This window comes from Actinoplanes awajinensis subsp. mycoplanecinus (assembly GCF_001509495.1).
Taxonomy (GTDB): Bacteria; Actinomycetota; Actinomycetes; order Mycobacteriales; family Micromonosporaceae; genus Actinoplanes; species Actinoplanes palleronii.
On sequence record NZ_LLZH01000306.1, the window covers coordinates 33515 to 50868 of the forward strand.

Sequence of the window (17354 nt, forward strand, 5' to 3'; positions counted from 1 at the left end):
CGCCTGCGGCAGGCGCCGGAGAGGCGCGAACAGACCTTTCTGATCGTACGGCGACTCAACCGGCAAGTCCGGCGAACAAGGAGAGCGGCATCGCACCGGTCGAACCACCGGCCGCCGTGGGCAGACTCGCGGCGGCGCTGACCCGTCTGCGGACGACCCTCGGCACGGTCTCGTACCCACTGGTACTCCCGTCCGCCGACGAGGCGCAGCGGGTCGGCTCCGCCCTGCTCGCCCAACTCGACGACTATCTGCTGCCCAAGCTGAACCGGCTGGACGCCCCACTGCTCGTGGTGGTCGGCGGCAGCACCGGCGCGGGCAAGTCGACACTGGTCAACAGCCTGGTCCAGGAGCGGGTGACCAACTCCGGGGTGCTGCGCCCGACCACCCGTTCGCCGGTGCTCGTCGCCCACCCGGAAAACCTTGCCTGGTTCGAGCAGCCGCACCTGTTGCCGGCCCTTATTCGTACGGTCAAGAGCAGTGACGATCCGAACTCCCTGCAGGTCGTCGGTGCCCGGGCGATCGGCCCCGGCCTGGCCCTGCTGGACGCGCCGGACGTCGACTCGGTGGTCGACCACAACCGCAAACTGGCCGCACAGCTGCTCGCCGCCGCCGACCTGTGGCTGTTCGTCACCACGGCGGCCCGGTATGCCGACGCGGTGCCCTGGGAGCTGCTCAAGACGGCCAAGCTGCGGGGCACGGTGATCGCCCTGGTGCTGGACCGGGTGCCGCTGGACGCCGCCGCCGACATCTCCGCGCACCTGGGCGAGATGCTCACCGAGCACAACCTGGGCAACGCCCCGCTGTTCGTGCTGCCGGAGACCGAGCTGGACGAGCGCGGCATGCTGCCCGGCCCGGTGATCGAGGGGATGCGGCAGTGGTTCGCCCAGCTCTCGGCAGACCCGGCCGCGCGCGACGCGGTGGCCCGGCAGACCCTGGACGGCGCGCTGGCCGCGCTCGCCCCGGCGGTGGAGGGCCTGGCCGAGGCGGCCGAGGACCAGACCCGGACGGCGCAGGCGCTGGACGAGCGGGTCGACGCGGCCTACCGGACCGCTAAACGCACGGTCCGCGACGGTTTGCAGGACGGCCGGCTGCTCCGCGGTGAGGTGCTGGCCCGCTGGCAGGAGTTCGTCGGCACCGGCGAGTTCGTCCGCAGCCTGGAGTCCCGGGTCGGGCAACTGCGCGACAAGTTCATCGCCGCCGTCACCGGCCGTCCCGGCCCGAGCCGCAGCCTGCAGGTCGCGCTGGAGTCCCAGCTGGTCACGCTGCTGCGCGGGGTGGCGACCGACGCCGCCGAGCAGGCGTACGCGTCCTGGCAGGCCCACCCGTCCGGCGAGGCGCTGCTGGTCACCGACCTGAAGACCGCCTCGGCCGACCTTCCGCAGGTCGCCGACCGGCTGGTCCGCGACTGGCAGCGCTGGGTGCTCGACCTGGTCCGCCGGGAGGCCGGCGACAAGCGCTCGGTGGCCCGCGGCGCGGCGTACGCGGTGAACGGCGCCGGCCTGGCTGTGATGATCGCCGTCTTCACCTCGACCGCGTTCATCCCGACCGGGCTGGAGGTCGCGGTCGGCGCCGGCACCACCGTCGCCGCGCAGAAGGTGCTCGAGGCGGTCTTCGGTGACCAGGCCATCCGTACGCTGGCCGAGCGGGCCCGCACCGAGCTGGTCGGCCGGGTCGACGAGCTGCTCGACGCCGAGGCCGCCCGCTACACCGCACGAACCTCGGCTGTCCGCCGCGAGGCGGAGCCGGGCACACTGTTGCGCCAAGCCGCCGCCGCGGTGGAGAGCGCTCGGAAGGACATCGCGTTGACCGGATCGGGGTCATGAGTCTGGTGGAGAAGCAATCCCGGGACGGCCAGGCCGTCGATCGGGTGGACGCCGAGGGACTGACCCGGCGACTGGAAGCACTGGCCCGGTATCTCCGGCTGGTCGACCCGTACCTGCCGGACGGCGAGCTGGTCGCGGCGCACACCGTGGTGGAACGGGCCAGCGGACGGCTCACCCTGTCGCTGGAGCACACCGTGGTGGCGCTCGCCGGCAGCACCGGAAGCGGCAAGTCCAGCCTGTTCAACGCGCTGGCCCGGTTCAAGCTGTCCCCGGTCGGTGTCCGCCGGCCGACCACCGGCACCGCGCACGCCGTGGTCTGGGGCCCGCTGGAACCGGCCAGCCGGCTGCTCGACTGGGTCGGTGTGCTGCCCCGGCAGCGCTTCGTCCGGGAGAGCGCGCTGGACGGCGACGACGAGGCCTCGCTGCGCGGGCTGGTCCTGCTCGACCTGCCCGACTTCGACTCGGTGGAACACGCTCACCAGCTCGAGGTGGACCGGCTGCTCGGCCTGGTCGACCAGATCGTCTGGGTGGTCGACCCGCAGAAGTACGGCGACCGGATCCTGCACCGGGCCTACCTCTCCCAGTTCGCCTCGCACGTCGGCGTGACCATCGTGGTGCTGAACCAGGCCGACCGGCTCAGCCCCACCGACACCGAGGCGGTTCTCACCGACCTGCGGCGGCTGCTCAGCGACGACGGGCTGGACGGGGCGCCGGTGCTGGCCACCTCGGCGAAACAGCCCGGCATGCTGACCGATCTGCGCGGGGCGCTGGAGTCCACGGTCGCCGATCGGCAGGCCGCGCTGCGCCGGCTCGGTGCCGACCTGGACGCGGTCGCCGAGGACCTGGCCGAGATGATGGGCCCGCCGGCCGCCGAGGACGAGGTGGACCGGGCGACCGTACGCCAGCTCACCGAGACCCTCTCGGCGTCCGCCGGGGTGCCCGCGGTGGCCGACGCGACCGCCGCCGCCTATCGCCACCGGGCTGCCGCGGCGACCGGCTGGCCGCTGGTCCGGGGCCTGCGCCGGCTGCGGCCCGACCCGTTGCGCAAGCTGCACCTGGCCGGGGAGGTCAAGACCGACGGGGTGTCCACCGACGTGGTGCCGCGTACCTCGCTGCCGGAGGCCGACGCCGCGCAGAAGTCGGCGGTGGGCCTCTCGGTCCGCGCGGTCGCCGACCGGGCCGCGGCGCCGCTGCCCGAGGTCTGGGCGCCGGCCCTGAACGCCGCTGCCCGGTCCCGCACCGCGGACCTGCCGGACGCGCTGGACCGGGCGATCGCCACCACCGACCTGGCCGCGGATCGCCGGCCGCTCTGGTGGCGGGTGACCGGGATCCTGCAGTGGGTGCTGCTCGCCACCGCGGTGACCGGCCTGCTCTGGCTGGTGGTGGGCTACGGGCTGCGTGCCCTCGGTCTGCCGAAACTCGACAATCCGGAGCTGGGCGTGGTCCCGCTGCCGACCGTGCTGCTGCTCGGCGGGCTGCTGGCCGGGTTGCTGGTCTGGCTGCTGCTGAAACCGATGGTCGAGGTGGGTGGGCAACGTGCCCGGCGCCGGGCCGAGCAGCGGCTGCGGGCCGCGGTCACCGACGTCGGCCGTGAATACGTGGTGGCGCCGGTGCGTGAGGTGCTCAACGCGTACGCCCAGGCGCGCGAAGCGCTCGGTGTGGTGCGTCCGGAATAATTCGCCGAACATGCCGCGGGCGGTAGGCTCGCGGCATGTCGGCACCCCAGAGCGTGTACGAGGCGGTGCTGCACGCGGCCCGCGACGTGACCAGGCTGGACTGCGCGCTGGATGCCGAGATGCTCGGAACCGCGTTGCTGGGCAGCGTGTATTCCGTGGCGCCCGGTGATCGGGCGACCGCGGTGCGTGAATTCGTCACCGAGTTCCTGACCGCGACCGGCCGGCGACCGGACCCGGCCGCCGAGACCATCCGCGAGGTTTTCGCGACGCTGGTGCCGGACGCCACCGGGGCCGCCGAGGTCGGGCACGGCACGCGAGGCCCGTCCTGGGCCGCCCAGTTGGGGCGGGTCCGGCCGACCGGCTGTTACTCGTACGGCGACGTGTACGGCGACCAGACGTCCTACCTGGTCACTTACGCGTACGAGGACAGCGTCGCCGGTGGACCGGAACACGCCGTGGTGGCCCTGGTCGACCACAACATCGGCATCCTCAAGGACATCTTCGTCGCCGCCTCGGCCGAGCGGATCCTCGCCCAGGTCCGGACGGTGTGCGAGCACGACGACCTGACCTGGTTCCGCGACGAGGACCCCGGCCGGGCCCGCGACGAGGTGGACCGGCACCTGGAGATCACCGATGACCTCGGCGACCTGCCCGCGGACGGCTCGCTGGCCACCGACCGGGCCCTGGCCGCGGCCCGGCTGGCACTGCTGCCCGCGGCGACCACGCCGCCGCTCGCCGAGCCGACCGGACCGAACCTCCCCGAGCTGATCCGCGACTTCCTGGCCTCGCCCGAGGCCAGCCGCGCCGGGCTGAGCGGGCCGGACGCCGACCAGCCGTCCCTGCAGTTCTGCGTCGGTCTGCTGCTGGACCACGCGGCCACCCTGCCCGGCGGCGACCCGCTGCGCTGGAGCCCGGCGGTGGCCGGCCTGTTCCTGCTGGACTGGGTGCACCGCCGCGCCGTGCTGGACATCGACGACGCGGCCATGCTGCCGCGGGTGGTGCGCGCCTGGTCGGGGTATGCGACCTGGCGGCGCGGGCTGCCCTCGGCCGCGATCGCCGAGACCGAGGCCGAGGTGGAGAAGCTGGTGCCGGAGTTCGCCCGGCTCTACACCACCGGCGAGCGGCGCAGCCCGGCCACCGCCGCGGTGGCCCAGCTGATCTCCGAGGGTGTCGACCCGAACGACGCCGCGGCGATCGACGCGTGGCTCGAGGCCAACGGGGACCGCCTCGGCGACGAGTGAGCCGGCCTCAGCGGTGGTTCATGTGGTGATCGTCGGAGGCCGGGTCGGCGTGGTGCCGGCCCATCCGTGAGCTGCGCTGCAACGCCGAGAGGTTCTCGTCGTCGAGGGTGTGCTCGGCGCGGTGGTGACCGCGGTACGGGCGGTTGGTGAGCCGGCTCTCCTCGGAGCGGGGCTGGACCATCGACCGGCGGACGTTGCGTCCCTCCGGATGGCCGTACTCGAGGAGCCGTGCGGCGTTGACGTGGGGCTGGCGTTCGGTCACTGCTGACCTCCGGCTGGAGTCGGACCGCCGGTCGACCGGTCGGTTCTGGTGGAGTCGTTGTCGGCACAGTCGTTGGACAAATCCGCGTTATCTGAAGAATCCGGTTTGTCCGATGAGGAATGGTCACTGTCCGGGTCCGGCCGTCCCGGCGAGGCCAGGAAGGCGCCGGACACCCGGGGCGCGCGCCGGGCCAGCGAGTCGTTCCAGTCCTCGTCGGGCACCTCGGGCAGCCCGGGCACGGTGGGGAACACCTTTGCCGGGGCCGGCCGCGACACCCCGCCGTCGGTGGACCCGCCGCGCGGATCCACATCGGAACGCGTCGGCGCGGGACGCGGCGGATCGTCCGGCACCCGCGGCAAACCGGGCACCTCGGGCATCCTGGGCGCCCCGGTGCTCGGCGGGCGCGGGGTCGACACGCCGGGCGGCTTGGCGGGCTCGGTGTCGGAATCGGACGGGGCGACGCTCGGATCGTCGTACCCAAAAGGGTTTTTCGGTGGGGTTGCCGGTCGCACCGGACCAGAGGCAGCGGGCGGCAGGAACGGCGCGTCCATCGCGTCTTTCCGGCCATTGTGGGCGATCTCGCTGGTCCCAGCGGTGATCACCGCGAGGGTAGGCACCGAGGCCAGGCCGACCAGCATCATCACCATCAGGAGGTATCTGCGGGTCGGGCCGGAGAAGCCGTGGTCCTCGCGGTAGACACCGTCGATCCGCTTCCGGAGCACCTTCAGGGGCGGCTCGAAGCCGTCGTCATCGGGTAGGTGCGGCACGCGAGTGTCCCTCTCCAACCAAAGATCAACCTAGATCCGTCTCGGTCAGAGGGATGAACGACGCATCGGGCATTCGGCAGCGGCAAGGTGTGGCCATTCGTACCGTAGTGACGGTACAAAAGTTACTAAATCGGACAAATACTGTTAACGATGCGTGGGCAGAAAATCTTTATTCGTGATCCACGCACTCTGTAACCCTCCTCACTCCCTCTGTCAGGATGGGGACCGACGGCACCGCCGCCGTCGCCTTCCGCCGACAAGCGGGGCAACGGCGGGCCGTCCCGGCAGGGACACGGTTCAAGCCGGTACGCCGCGCGGCAGCCTCACCCGGTCCATGCGCGGTACCCAGTGGTTCCGCCTCGCGGCCGGGCGACACCCGACGCGGGCGCAGAGAGATACAGGGAGACACGGATGGCGAAAGGCGAACGCAAAGCCGGTGCAACACGACCGGCGGCGCCTGCTTCAGGCGGCGCGGGGGATCAACACCCCGCAGACGCCCCGGCCGGCGGCTTCGTCCAACTGCTCACGCCCGACGGCGAGCACCTCGGCAGTGTCACCACCGCGGACGGAACCACGTATTCAGTCGATTTCACCGTCGACGAGTACAAGGGGCTGTACCGGGACCTGGTGACCGTACGCCGGCTCGACGCCGAGGCCACTGCCCTGCAACGTCAGGGTGAGCTGGGGCTCTGGGCCAGCCTGCTGGGCCAGGAAGCGGCGCAGGTCGGCTCCGGCCGGGCGCTGCGCAAGCAGGACATGGCTTTCCCCACCTACCGCGAGCACGGCGTGCTGTACTGCCGCGGTATCGACCCGATCATGCCGTTCGGCCTGTTCCGCGGCGTCGACCAGGGCGGGTGGGACGCGAACGAGCACAAGTTCAACAGCTACACCATCGTGATCGGCTCGCAGACGCTGCACGCGACCGGTTATGCCATGGGCGTCACCATGGACGGCAAGACCGGCACCCCGGACGGCGAGGCCGTCATCGCCTACTTCGGCGACGGCGCGACCAGCCAGGGCGAGGTCAACGAGTCGTTCGTCTGGGCCGGGGTGTTCAACGCCCCGATGGTCTTCTTCTGCCAGAACAACCAATATGCGATCTCCGAGCCCTTGGAGCGGCAGACCCGCATCCCGCTCTACAAGCGGGCCGGCGGCTACGGCTTCCCGGGCATCCGGATCGACGGCAACGACGTGCTGGCCAGCTACGCGGTCACCCGCGCCGCGCTGGACAACGCCCGCAACGGCCAGGGCCCCACGCTGATCGAGGCGTACACCTACCGGATGGGCGCGCACACCAGCTCGGACGACCCGACCCGGTACCGGATCGCCAGCGAGGTCGAGTCGTGGCGGGCGAAGGACCCGATCGCCCGGGTCAAGGCGTTCCTGGCCAAGCAGCAGATGGGCGACGCCGACTTCTTCGAGGAGGTCGACGCGACCGCCGGCAAGCTGGCTCTGGACCTGCGCGAACGGGTGCTGGCGATGCCTGATCCACAACCGGTCACGATGTTCGACCACGTCTATCCGAACGGCTCGCCGGAGCTCGACGAGCAGCGCACCGCGTTCTCCGCGTACCACGCGACGTTCGAGGGGAGTGGGCACTGATGGCCGACAAGATCACTCTGGGCAAGGCTCTCAACCACGGCCTGCGCCGTTCGCTGGAGAACGACCCGAAGGTCGTGATCATGGGTGAGGACGTCGGCAAGCTCGGCGGCGTCTTCCGGATCACCGACGGCCTGCAGAAGGACTTCGGCGAGGACCGGGTCATCGACACCCCGCTGGCCGAGGCCGGCATCGTCGGCACCGCGGTCGGCCTGGCCATCCGCGGGTACCGGCCGGTCTGCGAGATCCAGTTCGACGGGTTCGTCTTCCCGGCGTACAACCAGATCGTCGCCCAGGTGGCGAAGATGTTCTACCGGTCCAAGGGCAAGGTCCGGGTGCCGATGGTGATCCGGATTCCGTACGGCGGTGGCATCGGCGCGGTCGAGCACCACTCCGAGTCGCCCGAGGCGTACTTCTCGCACACCCCCGGTCTCAAGGTGGTGAGCTGCTCCAACCCGGCGGACGCGTACACGATGATCCAGCAGGCGATCGCCTCGGACGATCCGATCGTGTTCTTCGAGCCGAAGCGGCGCTACTGGGAGAAGGGCGACGTCGAGCTGGACGCACCGCTCGCCGACGCGTACCCGCTGCACAACGCGCGGGTGGCCCGGGCCGGGTCGGATGCGACGCTGCTGGCGTACGGCCCGATGGTCCGGGTCGCGATGGACGCCGCGGCGGTCGCCGCCGAGGACGGCCGGCAGCTCGAGGTCATCGACCTGCGCACGCTCTCGCCGGTGGACTATCCGGTGATCTTCGAGTCGGTCCGGCGGACCGGCCGCGCGGTCGTGATCCACGAGGCGCCGGGCAACCTGGGCATGGGCTCCGAACTGGCCGCCCGGATCAGCGAGGAGTGCTTCTACTCCCTCGAGGCTCCGGTGCTGCGGGTGACCGGTTACGACATCCCGTACCCGGCGGCCCGCTCGGAGGAGGAGTACCTTCCCGACCTGGACCGGGTCCTGGACGCCGTCGACCGTTCGTTCGGCTGGTGACCCGGATGTCCACGCGGATCAAGGAATTCAACCTGCCCGACCTGGGCGAGGGCCTGACCGAGGGCGAGATCCTCGCCTGGCTGGTCAAGGTCGGCGACACGATCGAGCTGAACCAGCCGATCGTCGAGGTGGAGACGGCGAAGGCGGCCGTCGAGATCCCGGCGAAGTGGGCCGGCGTGGTCACCCGGATCTTCCACGAGGCCGGTGTCACGGTCGAGGTGGGCAATCCGATCATCGCGATCGACACCGATCCCGGTGCCGGGCCGCTGGCCGTGTCGCCGCCCGAGGCGTCCTCGAACGAACCGGCCGAGGAGGTCATCGAGGCGGGACTGATCGGTGGGCCGGCTCCCGGCGGGCGCACTGCGGTTCTCGTCGGTTACGGACCGCGGGAGGCCAGCGGAAAAAGGCGACCCCGCATCGGTACGGCGTCAGCCGCCCCGGTGGCGGCTGCTCCGGTCCCCGCTGCGCCCGTCCCGGCTGCTCCCGTTCAGGTTGCTCCCGCACCGGCCGTCCCCCCGGCGGCACCGGTCCGGAGCGGGCCGGTGCTGGCCAAGCCGCCGGTCCGGAAACTGGCCCGGGACCTGGGTGTCGATCTGGCCACGATCCAGGGGACCGGGCCGGTCGGTTCGGTGACTCGGGAGGACGTACAAAAGGCCGCCGAAGGCGCAGCGCAACCGGCAGTCGCGCCGGCGACCGCGCCCGCCACCTCCGTCGCGGTCTTCGACGCCTCCCGCGAGCAGCGCATCCCGGTCAAGGGCGTGCGCAAGCTCACCGCGGAGAACATGGTGGCCTCGGCGTTCACCGCTCCGCACGTCACCGAGTTCCTCACCGTCGACGTCACCCGGACGATGAAGGCGCTGGACAAGCTGAAGGCCCGGCCGGACTTCGCCGAGCTGCGGGTCTCCCCGCTGCTGATGGTGGCGAAGGCGGTGCTGCTCGCGGTCAAGCGGCACCCGATGGTCAACTCGTCCTGGTCGGCGGCGACGAACGAGATCGTGGTCAAGGAGTACGTGAACCTCGGCATCGCCGCGGCGACCGAGCGCGGCCTGATCGTCCCGAACGTCAAGGACGCCGGCCGTCTCACCCTGCGGGAGCTCGCCGAATCACTGAACGGGCTGGTCCGGACGGCGAAATCGGGCAAAACCACACCGGCCGACATGTCGCACGGCACACTCTCGATCACCAACGTGGGCGTGTTCGGCATCGACACCGGCACCCCGATCCTGCCGCCCGGCGAGTCGGCGATCCTGGCGTTCGGCGCGATCCGGCCGACCCCGTGGGTGCACAAGGGCAAGATCAAGGTGCGTCAGGTCACCACCCTGGGGCTCTCCTTCGACCACCGGATCATCGATGGCGAGCTGGGCTCGAAGTTCCTCCGGGACATCGGTGTGTTCCTCACCGACCCGGAGGCGGCAATCCTGGCGTGGACCTAAGGACTTTCGGCCTGAAGTTCACCTGACCTTCGATTGTTAAACAGGTGACCCGGATTACCCCCTAATTAGTTGGCAAGATTCACCGCCGCGGCGGACACTTGAGGCACACCTGAGACGTGCGCCTACGGTGTCCGCCACAAGCGGGCCGGGGGCGGCACGTCGTAGACACCGGCTCACCGCCGGAGAAACGAGCACGTGTCATGAGCATGATCGAGCGGTTCCGTCAGCGTCGCCAGGTCAGTCGTCAGAACCGGGACATCGACCGCGCCATGCAGAACGCGATGACCCCGGCCATGCGCAACGAGATCGCGATCTTCGCCCAGCGCCGTCAGCCGTTCTAGGCCGCACGCGCGACAACCAGCCCGCCCGCGTCACCCGGGCGGGCTGTTTCGTATCGGCGACCGTGCCGACACCCCGCGTGGCGTTACCTCAGTGGCGTACACCGGGATTTTCTCTACGGCGAACGCCCGGTACGGTTGAGCACTGGTTCCCCGTCCGGTGCGGCCGTTCGGATGGGTGACCAGGGCTCCCGACGGCGACATGCCGGCGCGCCCAGCAGGCCTGGCCTGGAAGCTGGCATGACCCTGGGCGGAAGGTCGCGACGGGGTCGCGTCCGTGCGAAGCTGGCACGGCCGCATCGATGAGGAGGCGCGTATGACGTCCGAGGGGCAGCACGCCGGTCAGCCGGCCGAGGCCACGTCGGGCGGGCCGGATTCCGACGGGCAGCGAGTTTCGGGCCGTGCTTCGGCTCCGCCTCCCGCCGAGGGAGTCCCTACGTCGTACGGTCCCCCGCCGCAGACGGCACCGGGCGGCGGTTCGCCGTTCGTCGTGCCCGCGGTCTCCACCTTCGGTTCCGGGTCCAGCCAGGCCGGTACGCCGTACGGCTCGGCTCGTGTGCCGCAGCCGGACGAGGCGTCACCGTACGGTTCGGTGTCCCCCGAGGCGGCCTCGCCGTACGGATCGGTGTCGCCCAGCGCGGCCGGGTCCACCTACGGGTCCGCTTCACCGCCGTCGTCACCGTCTTTCGACCAGGGCTCGCCGTACGGGCAGCAGCAGTCGCCCTACGGCCAGCAGCCCGACGCGTCGCCGTCGGCCTGGGCGCCGCCGGGCACACCTGCTCCCGCGCCGGCCGATTCGCCGTTCGGGCCGGCCGGTTTCACGCCGCCCGGACGGGCTTCCGCGTCGGTGCCGGGTGCCAACCCGTTCGCGCCGCCGTCTGCTTCTTCTCCGGAGGCTCCCGCGTTCCCGCCGCCGTCCAGCAGCTCACCGGGTTTCCCGCCGCCCTCGGGCAACGGGTTCTCCCCGCCGTCCGGCGCGGCCTCGGACTACCCGCCGCCGGCCTCCGGCAACGCACCGGCCTTCCCCCCGCAGCCGGGCAGCGCCTCGCCGTTCCCGCCGCCGTCGGGTGGCTCGCTGAACTTCCCGCCGCCGTCCGGCCCGGCTTCGGACTACCCGCCGCCGGCCTCCGGCAACGCACCGGCCTTCCCCCCGCAGCCGGGCAGCGCCTCGGCGTTCCCGCCCCCGTCGGGCAGTGCTGACGCGTTCCCGCCGCCGTCCGGTGAGACGCCCGGTTTCCCGTCGCCGACCACGAGCAACGGGCTGCCCACGCGGACTCCGGGCGCCTCGGCCGCCGCGGCCGACCAGTCGACCTTCTCCGCCTTCGGCGACCAGAAGGGCCGCGTGCCCGGCGCCACCCTCACCGACGTTCCGGACGCCTCGGCGGCCCGGCCCGGCCTGACCGGGCCGGCTGACAACAGCTGGCTCAGCAACGCCGCCCGCCCGGCCGCGGAAGCGTCCGGCACGGCGACACCGCCGCAGCAGCCCGGCTCCACCACGTTCCCGACCCGCCAGGGCGACAGCGGCGGGTTCCCGCTGCGCGCGCCGGCCGGGCCGAGCGCCGACGGGGAGACCCCCAACCTCGACCTCCCGGTCCGCAGCTCACCGGGGTATGCCGCCTCCGGCCCGTCGCCGTTCGGCGACTCGCCCTACGGCACGGCTCAGGCCTCGAGCGACTCGCCCTACGGCACGTCGCCGACCTCGAGCGACTCGCCCTACGGCACGTCGCCGACCTCGGCCGACTCGCCCTACGGCACGTCGCCGACCTCGGCCGACTCGGGTTCCGAGCAGCCGCAGGTCAACCCGTCCGGGTTCCCGCAGCGGGTGCCCGGTGCCGGGCTGAACTCCGGTGGTTCGATCTCTCCGCTCGCCTCCACCCCGGGTGCGAATTCGGCTCCGCAGCAGTCCGGGTCACCGTCGTTCCCGCCGGCCGGGTCGGCATCGTTCCCGCCTGCTGGTTCCGCTTCGGCGTTCCCGCCGGTCGGTTCCGCTGCGGCGCCCACCTCCGGGTCCGCCTCGGTGCCGGTCGGGTCCGTCTCGGTCCCGCCCGCCGGTTCCGCGTCGGTGCCCGGTTCGGCCTCGGTCTCCCCGGCCGCCGCCGGCTCGGTGCCGCAGCCGCGGGATGCTGCCGCGGCCCGGCCCGCTTCCGGTTCGGCCCGCCCGGTGACCGCCAGCGTCTCGGTGCCCGGCCGGGTCAACCCGCCGGCCGACGGGGCCGAGGTCCCGCCGCCCAGCGCCGCGCCGCAGGCCCGGGTCTACGGGCGTCCGGCGCCCGCCGCCGACGAGCCTGAGGAAACCCCGGAAGCCCCGGAGGCTTCGCCGTACGGCGGGTCGCCCTTCCCGGGCGCCCGGATGCCGGAGACCTCGCCGTTCGAGTCGCCGGAGTCCAGCGGCGCCTACGGCAACCCGTTCGGCCAGAGTCAGGGCCAGCAGAGCCAGCAGAACCAGGGCCAGGAGACCGACGATCGCGGCCAGGCGGCCGACGACCGTGGGTTCCCGCCGCCCACCTCCCGCTCGGAGGGCTACGGCTCGTTCCCGCCGCCGCAGCGCGGCGAGGAGAGCTCGGGCGGTTTCCACCCGTTCCCGCCGTCGCAGCGCGGCGAGGAGAACTCCGGCGGATACTCGCCGTCGCAGGGCGAGGCCCAGGGAGCCGCGCCGCAGTCGCCGGCTCGGGCCAGTGCCCGTGCCTCGGCCAGCGCCCGCGTCTCACCGCCGGAGCCGGCCACGCCCACCGCGCCGACCAGCCCGGCCGCCGGCAGCGCCCGGGTGGCACCGCAGGACGGCAACTCGCCGTTCTCGGCGCCCCCGTTCCCGCAGTCCGGTGCTCCGGGTGGGCTGCACGGCTCGCCGGCCGAGGACGTGACGTTCCCGCCGCCGTCGTCCTCGTTCCCGGGCTCGGCCAGCACGTTCCCGGCGTCCGGCACACCGAGCCCGTTCTCCGGCCCGCCGGCCACCTCGAACCCGTTCGGAGAACGGCCCACGCCGAGCCCGTTCGGCCAGCCGCCCGCGTCGAACCCGTTCGGGACGCCGGCCGCCACCTCGGGCGCACCGACGCAGTACGGCACGCCGCAGGGCTCGCCGACCTACGGCACTCCGCAGGAGGCTCCGACCTACGGCACCCCGCAGGACGGACCGACCTACGGCACGCCGGCGGAGGCGCCGACCTATGGCACGCCGCAGGGCGCGCCGGCCTGGGGTGACTTCACCAGCGCGGCTCCGGCCGCGCCCGGTTCCGACCACTTCAGCGAGCACACCACCGACGTCTCCGGCCGGGGCAACTCGCCGTACGTGCCGGCGCCGGCCCTGCCGCCGATGCCCGGTGCGCCGGCTCCGGGTTCCGACCCGTTCGGCGGCACCGACCAGTTCGGTTCCTCGGACCCGTTCGGGGCCAACCCGGCGGCCCGGGCCACGGTCACCCCGCCCGGCCCGGAGGACACCACGAGCTGGCCCGGCCCGGGTGAGAGCCAGTTCAAGGCGGAGGAGCCCGCTCCGGCGTCGAAGACCGCGGTCAAGACCGGACCGGTCACCCTGTTCGTGGTGCTCGGCGCGGCCCTGCTGCTGGCCATCGTGTTCGGCCTGACCTGGCTGATCTCCTCGGGCGGCGACAACTTCGACGTCAGCCAGGGCGACTGCGTGAAGAACGGCGACAAGGTCACCGAGGTGGCCTGCACCGAGTCGGGCGCCTACAAGGTCGCGCAGATCGTCGACGCCAAGGACCAGTGCACCGACAAGGCGCAGCCGTACATCGTGGCCGACAAGAAGGTCTTCTGCCTCACCAAGCCCAGCTAGCCGATCGTCGGGACGCCGTGCCGAGAGACCCTCGACACGGCGTCCCGACGTCGTTGCGGCCCGATCCGGGCGCTGAGGCACGATGGTCGGATGACTTCTCGCGTGCGTGCGCCCGAACTCAAGGGACGCGGCTGGCTCAACACCGGTGGGAAGGCTCTCACCCTGGCCGACCTCCGCGGCAAAATCCTGGTTCTGGACTTCTGGACGTTCTGCTGCATCAACTGCCTGCACGTCCTGGACGAGTTGCGCCCGCTGGAGGAGAAGTACGGTGACGCGCTCGTCGTGATCGGCGTGCACTCCCCGAAGTTCGAGCACGAGCGCGACCCGAAGGCGCTGGCCGCCGCGGTCGAGCGGTACGGCGTGCACCACCCGGTCGTCGACGACGGCGACATGCACCTCTGGCAGCAGTACGCCGCCAAGGCCTGGCCCACCCTGGCCGTGGTCGACCCGACCGGTTACCTGGTCGCCTCGATGGCCGGTGAGGGTCACGCCGAGGGACTGTCCCGGCTGATCGACGAGCTGGTCGCCAAGCACGAGGCGGACGGCACCCTGCACCGCGGCAACGGCCCGTACGTCCCGCCGCCCGCACCGGACGGCCTGCTCCGCTTCCCCGGCAAGGCGATCGAGCTGCCGAGCGGCAATCTGCTGGTCTCCGACTCGGCCCGGCACTCGGTCGTCGAGCTGTCCCCGGACGCCGAGACCCTGCTCCGCCGGTTCGGCGGCCAGGAGCGCAACCAGCCGTTCAGCGAGCCGCAGGGCCTGGTCCTGCTCCCGCCGAAGGTCGCCGAGGTGGCCGGGTACGACGTGGTCGTCGCCGACACCGTCAACCACCAGCTCCGCGCGATCAACACGACGACCGGCGTGATCACCCTGGTGGCCGGCTCGGGCAAGCCCTGGCGCTCCGCTGTGGACGACCACGCGCACGACGCGCTCGCCGCCGACCTCTCCTCCCCGTGGGACCTGGCCTGGTACGACGACAAGGTCATCGTCGCGATGGCCGGTATCCACCAGCTGTGGTGGTTCGACCCGATCAAGCGCACCGTCGGCGTTTACGCCGGCACCACGGTGGAGGCGCTCCGCGACGGCCCGCTCCCGGACGTCTGGATGGCCCAGCCGTCCGGCCTCTCGGTCAGCGCGGACGGCTCGCGCCTCTGGATCGCCGACAGCGAGACGTCCGCGCTGCGGTATGTCGAGGGCGGCGCCCTGCACACCGCGGTCGGCCAGGGACTGTTCGATTTCGGTCACGTGGACGGCCCGGCGGACACCGCGCTGCTCCAGCACCCGCTCGGTGTCGCCGCCCTGAGCGACGGTTCGGTGCTGATCGCCGACACCTACAACGGCGCGGTCCGGCGCTTCGACCCGGCCGCCGGCCAGGTCTCCACGGTGGACTCCGGCCTCGCCGAGCCCAGCGACGTCCTGGTGACCGCCGCGGGCGAGGTGCTGGTCGTGGAGTCGGCAGCGCACCGGCTGACCCGGCTCGCGCCCGGCGTGGTGCAGACCGTGGCCGGCGAGCGGCACAAGACCGAGCGCCCGCCGTCGCACCTGGCGCCGGGCCAGGTCACCCTCGACGTGATCTTCACGCCGGCGCCCGGTCAGAAGCTGGACAGCCAGTTCGGCTCGCCGCTGCGGCTGACCGTCTCGGCCTCACCGGCCGAGCTGCTGCTCGACGGCGAGGGCACCAGCACCGAGCTGTCCCGCACGCTGGTGCTGAACCCGGCCGTCAGCAAGGGCGTGCTGCAGGTGGTCGCTCAGGCCGCGACGTGCGACGTCGACGCGGAGTACGGCGCGTGCCACCTGACCAGGCAGGACTGGGGCGTGCCGGTGGTGATCGACCCGACCGGGCCGGACCGGTTGCCGCTCATCCTGCGGGGTCTTGACGGCTGAACGGTCGTACCACAAGGGAAGCGGCCTCGAGCCCGGACCGCACCGCGCGGGCCAGCTCGACCGCGCCCACCGTGTCTCCGTGCAGGCAGATCGACCGGACCTGGCAGGCGATGACCGTGCCGTCGGCGGCGACCACCTCGCCGTCGGCGGCCATCCGGGTCGCCCGGGTCACCACCGCGTCCGGGTCGTGCACCAGCGCGTCCGGCCGGGACCGGGGCACCAGCCGCCCGTCCGGCAGGTATCCGCGATCGGCGAAGCCCTCGCCGATCGCGGTCAACCCGGCCTGCTCGGCCTGCCGGAACAGCACCGACCCGGGCTGGCAGAGCACCGGCAGCGCCGGGTCGTAGGCGAGCACCGCGGCCACCACGGCGTCGGCCTGCCCCTGGTCGACCGCGGCGGTGTTGTAGAGCGCGCCGTGCGGCTTCACGTACCGGACCCGGTCGCCGGTCGCCCGGCAGAACGCCTCCAGCGCCCCGATCTGGTAGAGCACGTCGTCGCGTAGCTCACCGAATTCGTAGTCGATCCGGCGGCGACCGAAACCGGCCAGGTCCCGGTAACCGACCTGTGCGCCGATCGCGACACCCCGCTCGGCGGCCGCCCGGCACACCCGATGCATCGTGGCAGGGTCGCCGGCGTGGAAGCCACAAGCCACGTTTGCCGAGGTCACGATGCCTAGCAGGGCTTCATCGTCGCCCAGTCGCCAGGCGCCGAATCCCTCCCCGAGGTCGGCGTTGAGATCAACCGCGGTTGGTGTCGACGTCATGGGGAAATCATCTGTCATGGCGAACCGTATGCGGCGTCACTACCCGCTAGTAACCTACGCTGCCGTAACCTAGATCCCGTGACTGCCTCAGCCCCGTTCCGGATGAAGCCGACCGACCTCGGCAAGCCGCGACTACGCGGCCGGTTGCATCAATACGCGTTCTTCGTCGCCGCGGTCTGCGGCGTCGTGCTCTGCTCGATCGCACTGAGCCGGCCGGGCATCGCCCCGTTCGTCAGTTGCCTGATCTACAGCCTCACGGTGTGCGGCCTCTTCGGCATCAGCGCGCTCTACCACCGGCGGGTCTGGAGCGAACGCGGGTATCAGATCATGCGCCGGATGGACCACTCGATGATCTTCATCTTCATCGCCGGCACGTACACCCCGTTCTGCGTGTCACTGCTGGACACCAAGCCCGCCACGATCATGCTGAGCCTGGTCTGGGGCGGCGCCCTGGGCGGGGTGGCGCTGAAAGTGATCTGGCCGCACCTGCCGCGCTGGGCGGGCGCGCCGCTCTACGTGGCGCTCGGCTGGGTCGCGGTCGCGATCATCCCGGACGTGCTGCACGTCGGTGGCGTGACCTGCCTGGTGCTGATGCTGGCCGGCGGCCTGATCTACACGGTCGGCGCGGTGTTCTACGCGCTGCGGCGACCGAACCCCTGGCCGACCGTTTTCGGTCACCACGAGTTCTTCCACGCCTGCACCCTGGTCGCGGCGATCTGCCACCACGTCGCGATCTACTTCGCCCTCTACGCCTGAACCCTTTCGCCTGACGGCGACCGCTCATGGAAACGG

At 72.0% G+C, this 17354-nt stretch carries 13 protein-coding genes; 10 read left to right on the forward strand and 3 right to left on the reverse strand.

Annotated elements, in window-relative coordinates; translation table 11 throughout:
* Window positions 1–116 precede the first annotated feature (116 nt).
* From ADL15_RS37680 to ADL15_RS37690, 3 genes are read left to right on the forward strand one after another with little or no spacing between them, the layout of a single operon-like run.
* A complete protein-coding gene (locus tag ADL15_RS37680; protein WP_067701785.1) occupies window positions 117–1823 on the forward strand; it encodes a GTPase domain-containing protein in 1707 nt (568 codons plus the stop codon).
* Window positions 1820–3499, forward strand: coding sequence for a GTPase family protein (locus tag ADL15_RS37685; RefSeq protein WP_083972265.1), 1680 nt, complete (start codon window positions 1820–1822; stop codon window positions 3497–3499). The genes ADL15_RS37680 and ADL15_RS37685 overlap by 4 nt, the downstream gene beginning before the upstream one ends.
* 35 nt (window positions 3500–3534) lie before the next feature.
* A complete protein-coding gene (locus ADL15_RS37690; protein ID WP_067701794.1) occupies window positions 3535–4740 on the forward strand; it encodes a hypothetical protein in 1206 nt (401 codons plus the stop codon).
* Between the two features lie 7 nt (window positions 4741–4747).
* Here the strand turns inward: ADL15_RS37690 and ADL15_RS37695 are convergent, their stop codons facing one another.
* Together ADL15_RS37695 and ADL15_RS37700 are read right to left on the reverse strand one after the other, a co-directional pair.
* Window positions 4748–5002 (reverse strand): hypothetical protein, encoded by a 255-nt coding sequence (locus ADL15_RS37695; RefSeq protein ID WP_067701797.1) that lies wholly within the window; start codon window positions 5000–5002, stop codon window positions 4748–4750.
* Window positions 4999–5769, reverse strand: coding sequence for a hypothetical protein (locus ADL15_RS37700; protein ID WP_067701799.1), 771 nt, complete (start codon window positions 5767–5769; stop codon window positions 4999–5001). The genes ADL15_RS37695 and ADL15_RS37700 overlap by 4 nt, the downstream gene beginning before the upstream one ends.
* Window positions 5770–6180: 411 nt before the next feature.
* On the opposite strand from ADL15_RS37700, the gene pdhA reads away from it, so the two are divergent.
* The 6 genes from pdhA (at window position 6181) to ADL15_RS37730 (ending at window position 15799) form a co-directional block, all read left to right on the forward strand.
* Entirely contained in the window at window positions 6181–7371 is a 1191-nt protein-coding gene (gene pdhA, locus ADL15_RS37705; protein ID WP_067701802.1) for a pyruvate dehydrogenase (acetyl-transferring) E1 component subunit alpha, read from the forward strand.
* On the forward strand, window positions 7371–8357 hold the full coding sequence (locus tag ADL15_RS37710) for an alpha-ketoacid dehydrogenase subunit beta (protein ID WP_067701805.1): 987 nt from the start codon (window positions 7371–7373) through the stop codon (window positions 8355–8357). The genes pdhA and ADL15_RS37710 overlap by 1 nt, the downstream gene beginning before the upstream one ends.
* A 5-nt stretch (window positions 8358–8362) precedes the next feature.
* The gene (locus tag ADL15_RS37715) at window positions 8363–9790 is read left to right on the forward strand and encodes a dihydrolipoamide acetyltransferase family protein (protein ID WP_067702159.1); all 1428 of its coding nucleotides are present in this window, start codon (window positions 8363–8365) and stop codon (window positions 9788–9790) included.
* A gap of 200 nt (window positions 9791–9990) precedes the next feature.
* A complete protein-coding gene (locus tag ADL15_RS54675) occupies window positions 9991–10131 on the forward strand; it encodes a hypothetical protein (RefSeq protein WP_198171186.1) in 141 nt (46 codons plus the stop codon).
* 487 nt (window positions 10132–10618) lie between these two features.
* Window positions 10619–13915 carry a hypothetical protein gene (locus ADL15_RS56665; protein WP_157441845.1) on the forward strand — a complete coding sequence of 1099 codons (3297 nt, stop codon included), beginning with the start codon at window positions 10619–10621 and terminating at the stop codon, window positions 13913–13915.
* Between the two features lie 90 nt (window positions 13916–14005).
* Entirely contained in the window at window positions 14006–15799 is a 1794-nt protein-coding gene (locus ADL15_RS37730; RefSeq protein ID WP_067701813.1) for an NHL domain-containing thioredoxin family protein, read from the forward strand.
* Here the strand turns inward: ADL15_RS37730 and ADL15_RS37735 are convergent.
* Entirely contained in the window at window positions 15774–16562 is a 789-nt protein-coding gene (locus ADL15_RS37735; protein WP_067701816.1) for a LamB/YcsF family protein, read from the reverse strand. The genes ADL15_RS37730 and ADL15_RS37735 overlap by 26 nt on opposite strands.
* Before the next feature lie 78 nt (window positions 16563–16640).
* Here ADL15_RS37735 and trhA point away from each other — a divergent pair, with 78 nt between their 5' ends.
* Window positions 16641–17318 carry a PAQR family membrane homeostasis protein TrhA gene (gene trhA, locus ADL15_RS37740; RefSeq protein ID WP_067701820.1) on the forward strand — a complete coding sequence of 226 codons (678 nt, stop codon included), beginning with the start codon at window positions 16641–16643 and terminating at the stop codon, window positions 17316–17318.
* Window positions 17319–17354 lie beyond the last annotated feature (36 nt).

Coding starts and splice junctions, on each gene's coding strand:
- ADL15_RS37685 (WP_083972265.1), top strand. CDS start 1,820: ATGAGTCTGGTGGAGAAGCAATCCCGGGACGGCCAGGCCGTCGATCGG.
- ADL15_RS37690 (WP_067701794.1), top strand. CDS start 3,535: ATGTCGGCACCCCAGAGCGTGTACGAGGCGGTGCTGCACGCGGCCCGC.
- pdhA (WP_067701802.1), top strand. CDS start 6,181: ATGGCGAAAGGCGAACGCAAAGCCGGTGCAACACGACCGGCGGCGCCT.
- ADL15_RS37710 (WP_067701805.1), top strand. CDS start 7,371: ATGGCCGACAAGATCACTCTGGGCAAGGCTCTCAACCACGGCCTGCGC.
- ADL15_RS37715 (WP_067702159.1), top strand. CDS start 8,363: ATGTCCACGCGGATCAAGGAATTCAACCTGCCCGACCTGGGCGAGGGC.
- ADL15_RS54675 (WP_198171186.1), top strand. CDS start 9,991: ATGAGCATGATCGAGCGGTTCCGTCAGCGTCGCCAGGTCAGTCGTCAG.
- ADL15_RS37730 (WP_067701813.1), top strand. CDS start 14,006: ATGACTTCTCGCGTGCGTGCGCCCGAACTCAAGGGACGCGGCTGGCTC.
- ADL15_RS37735 (WP_067701816.1), bottom strand. CDS start 16,562: ATGACGTCGACACCAACCGCGGTTGATCTCAACGCCGACCTCGGGGAG.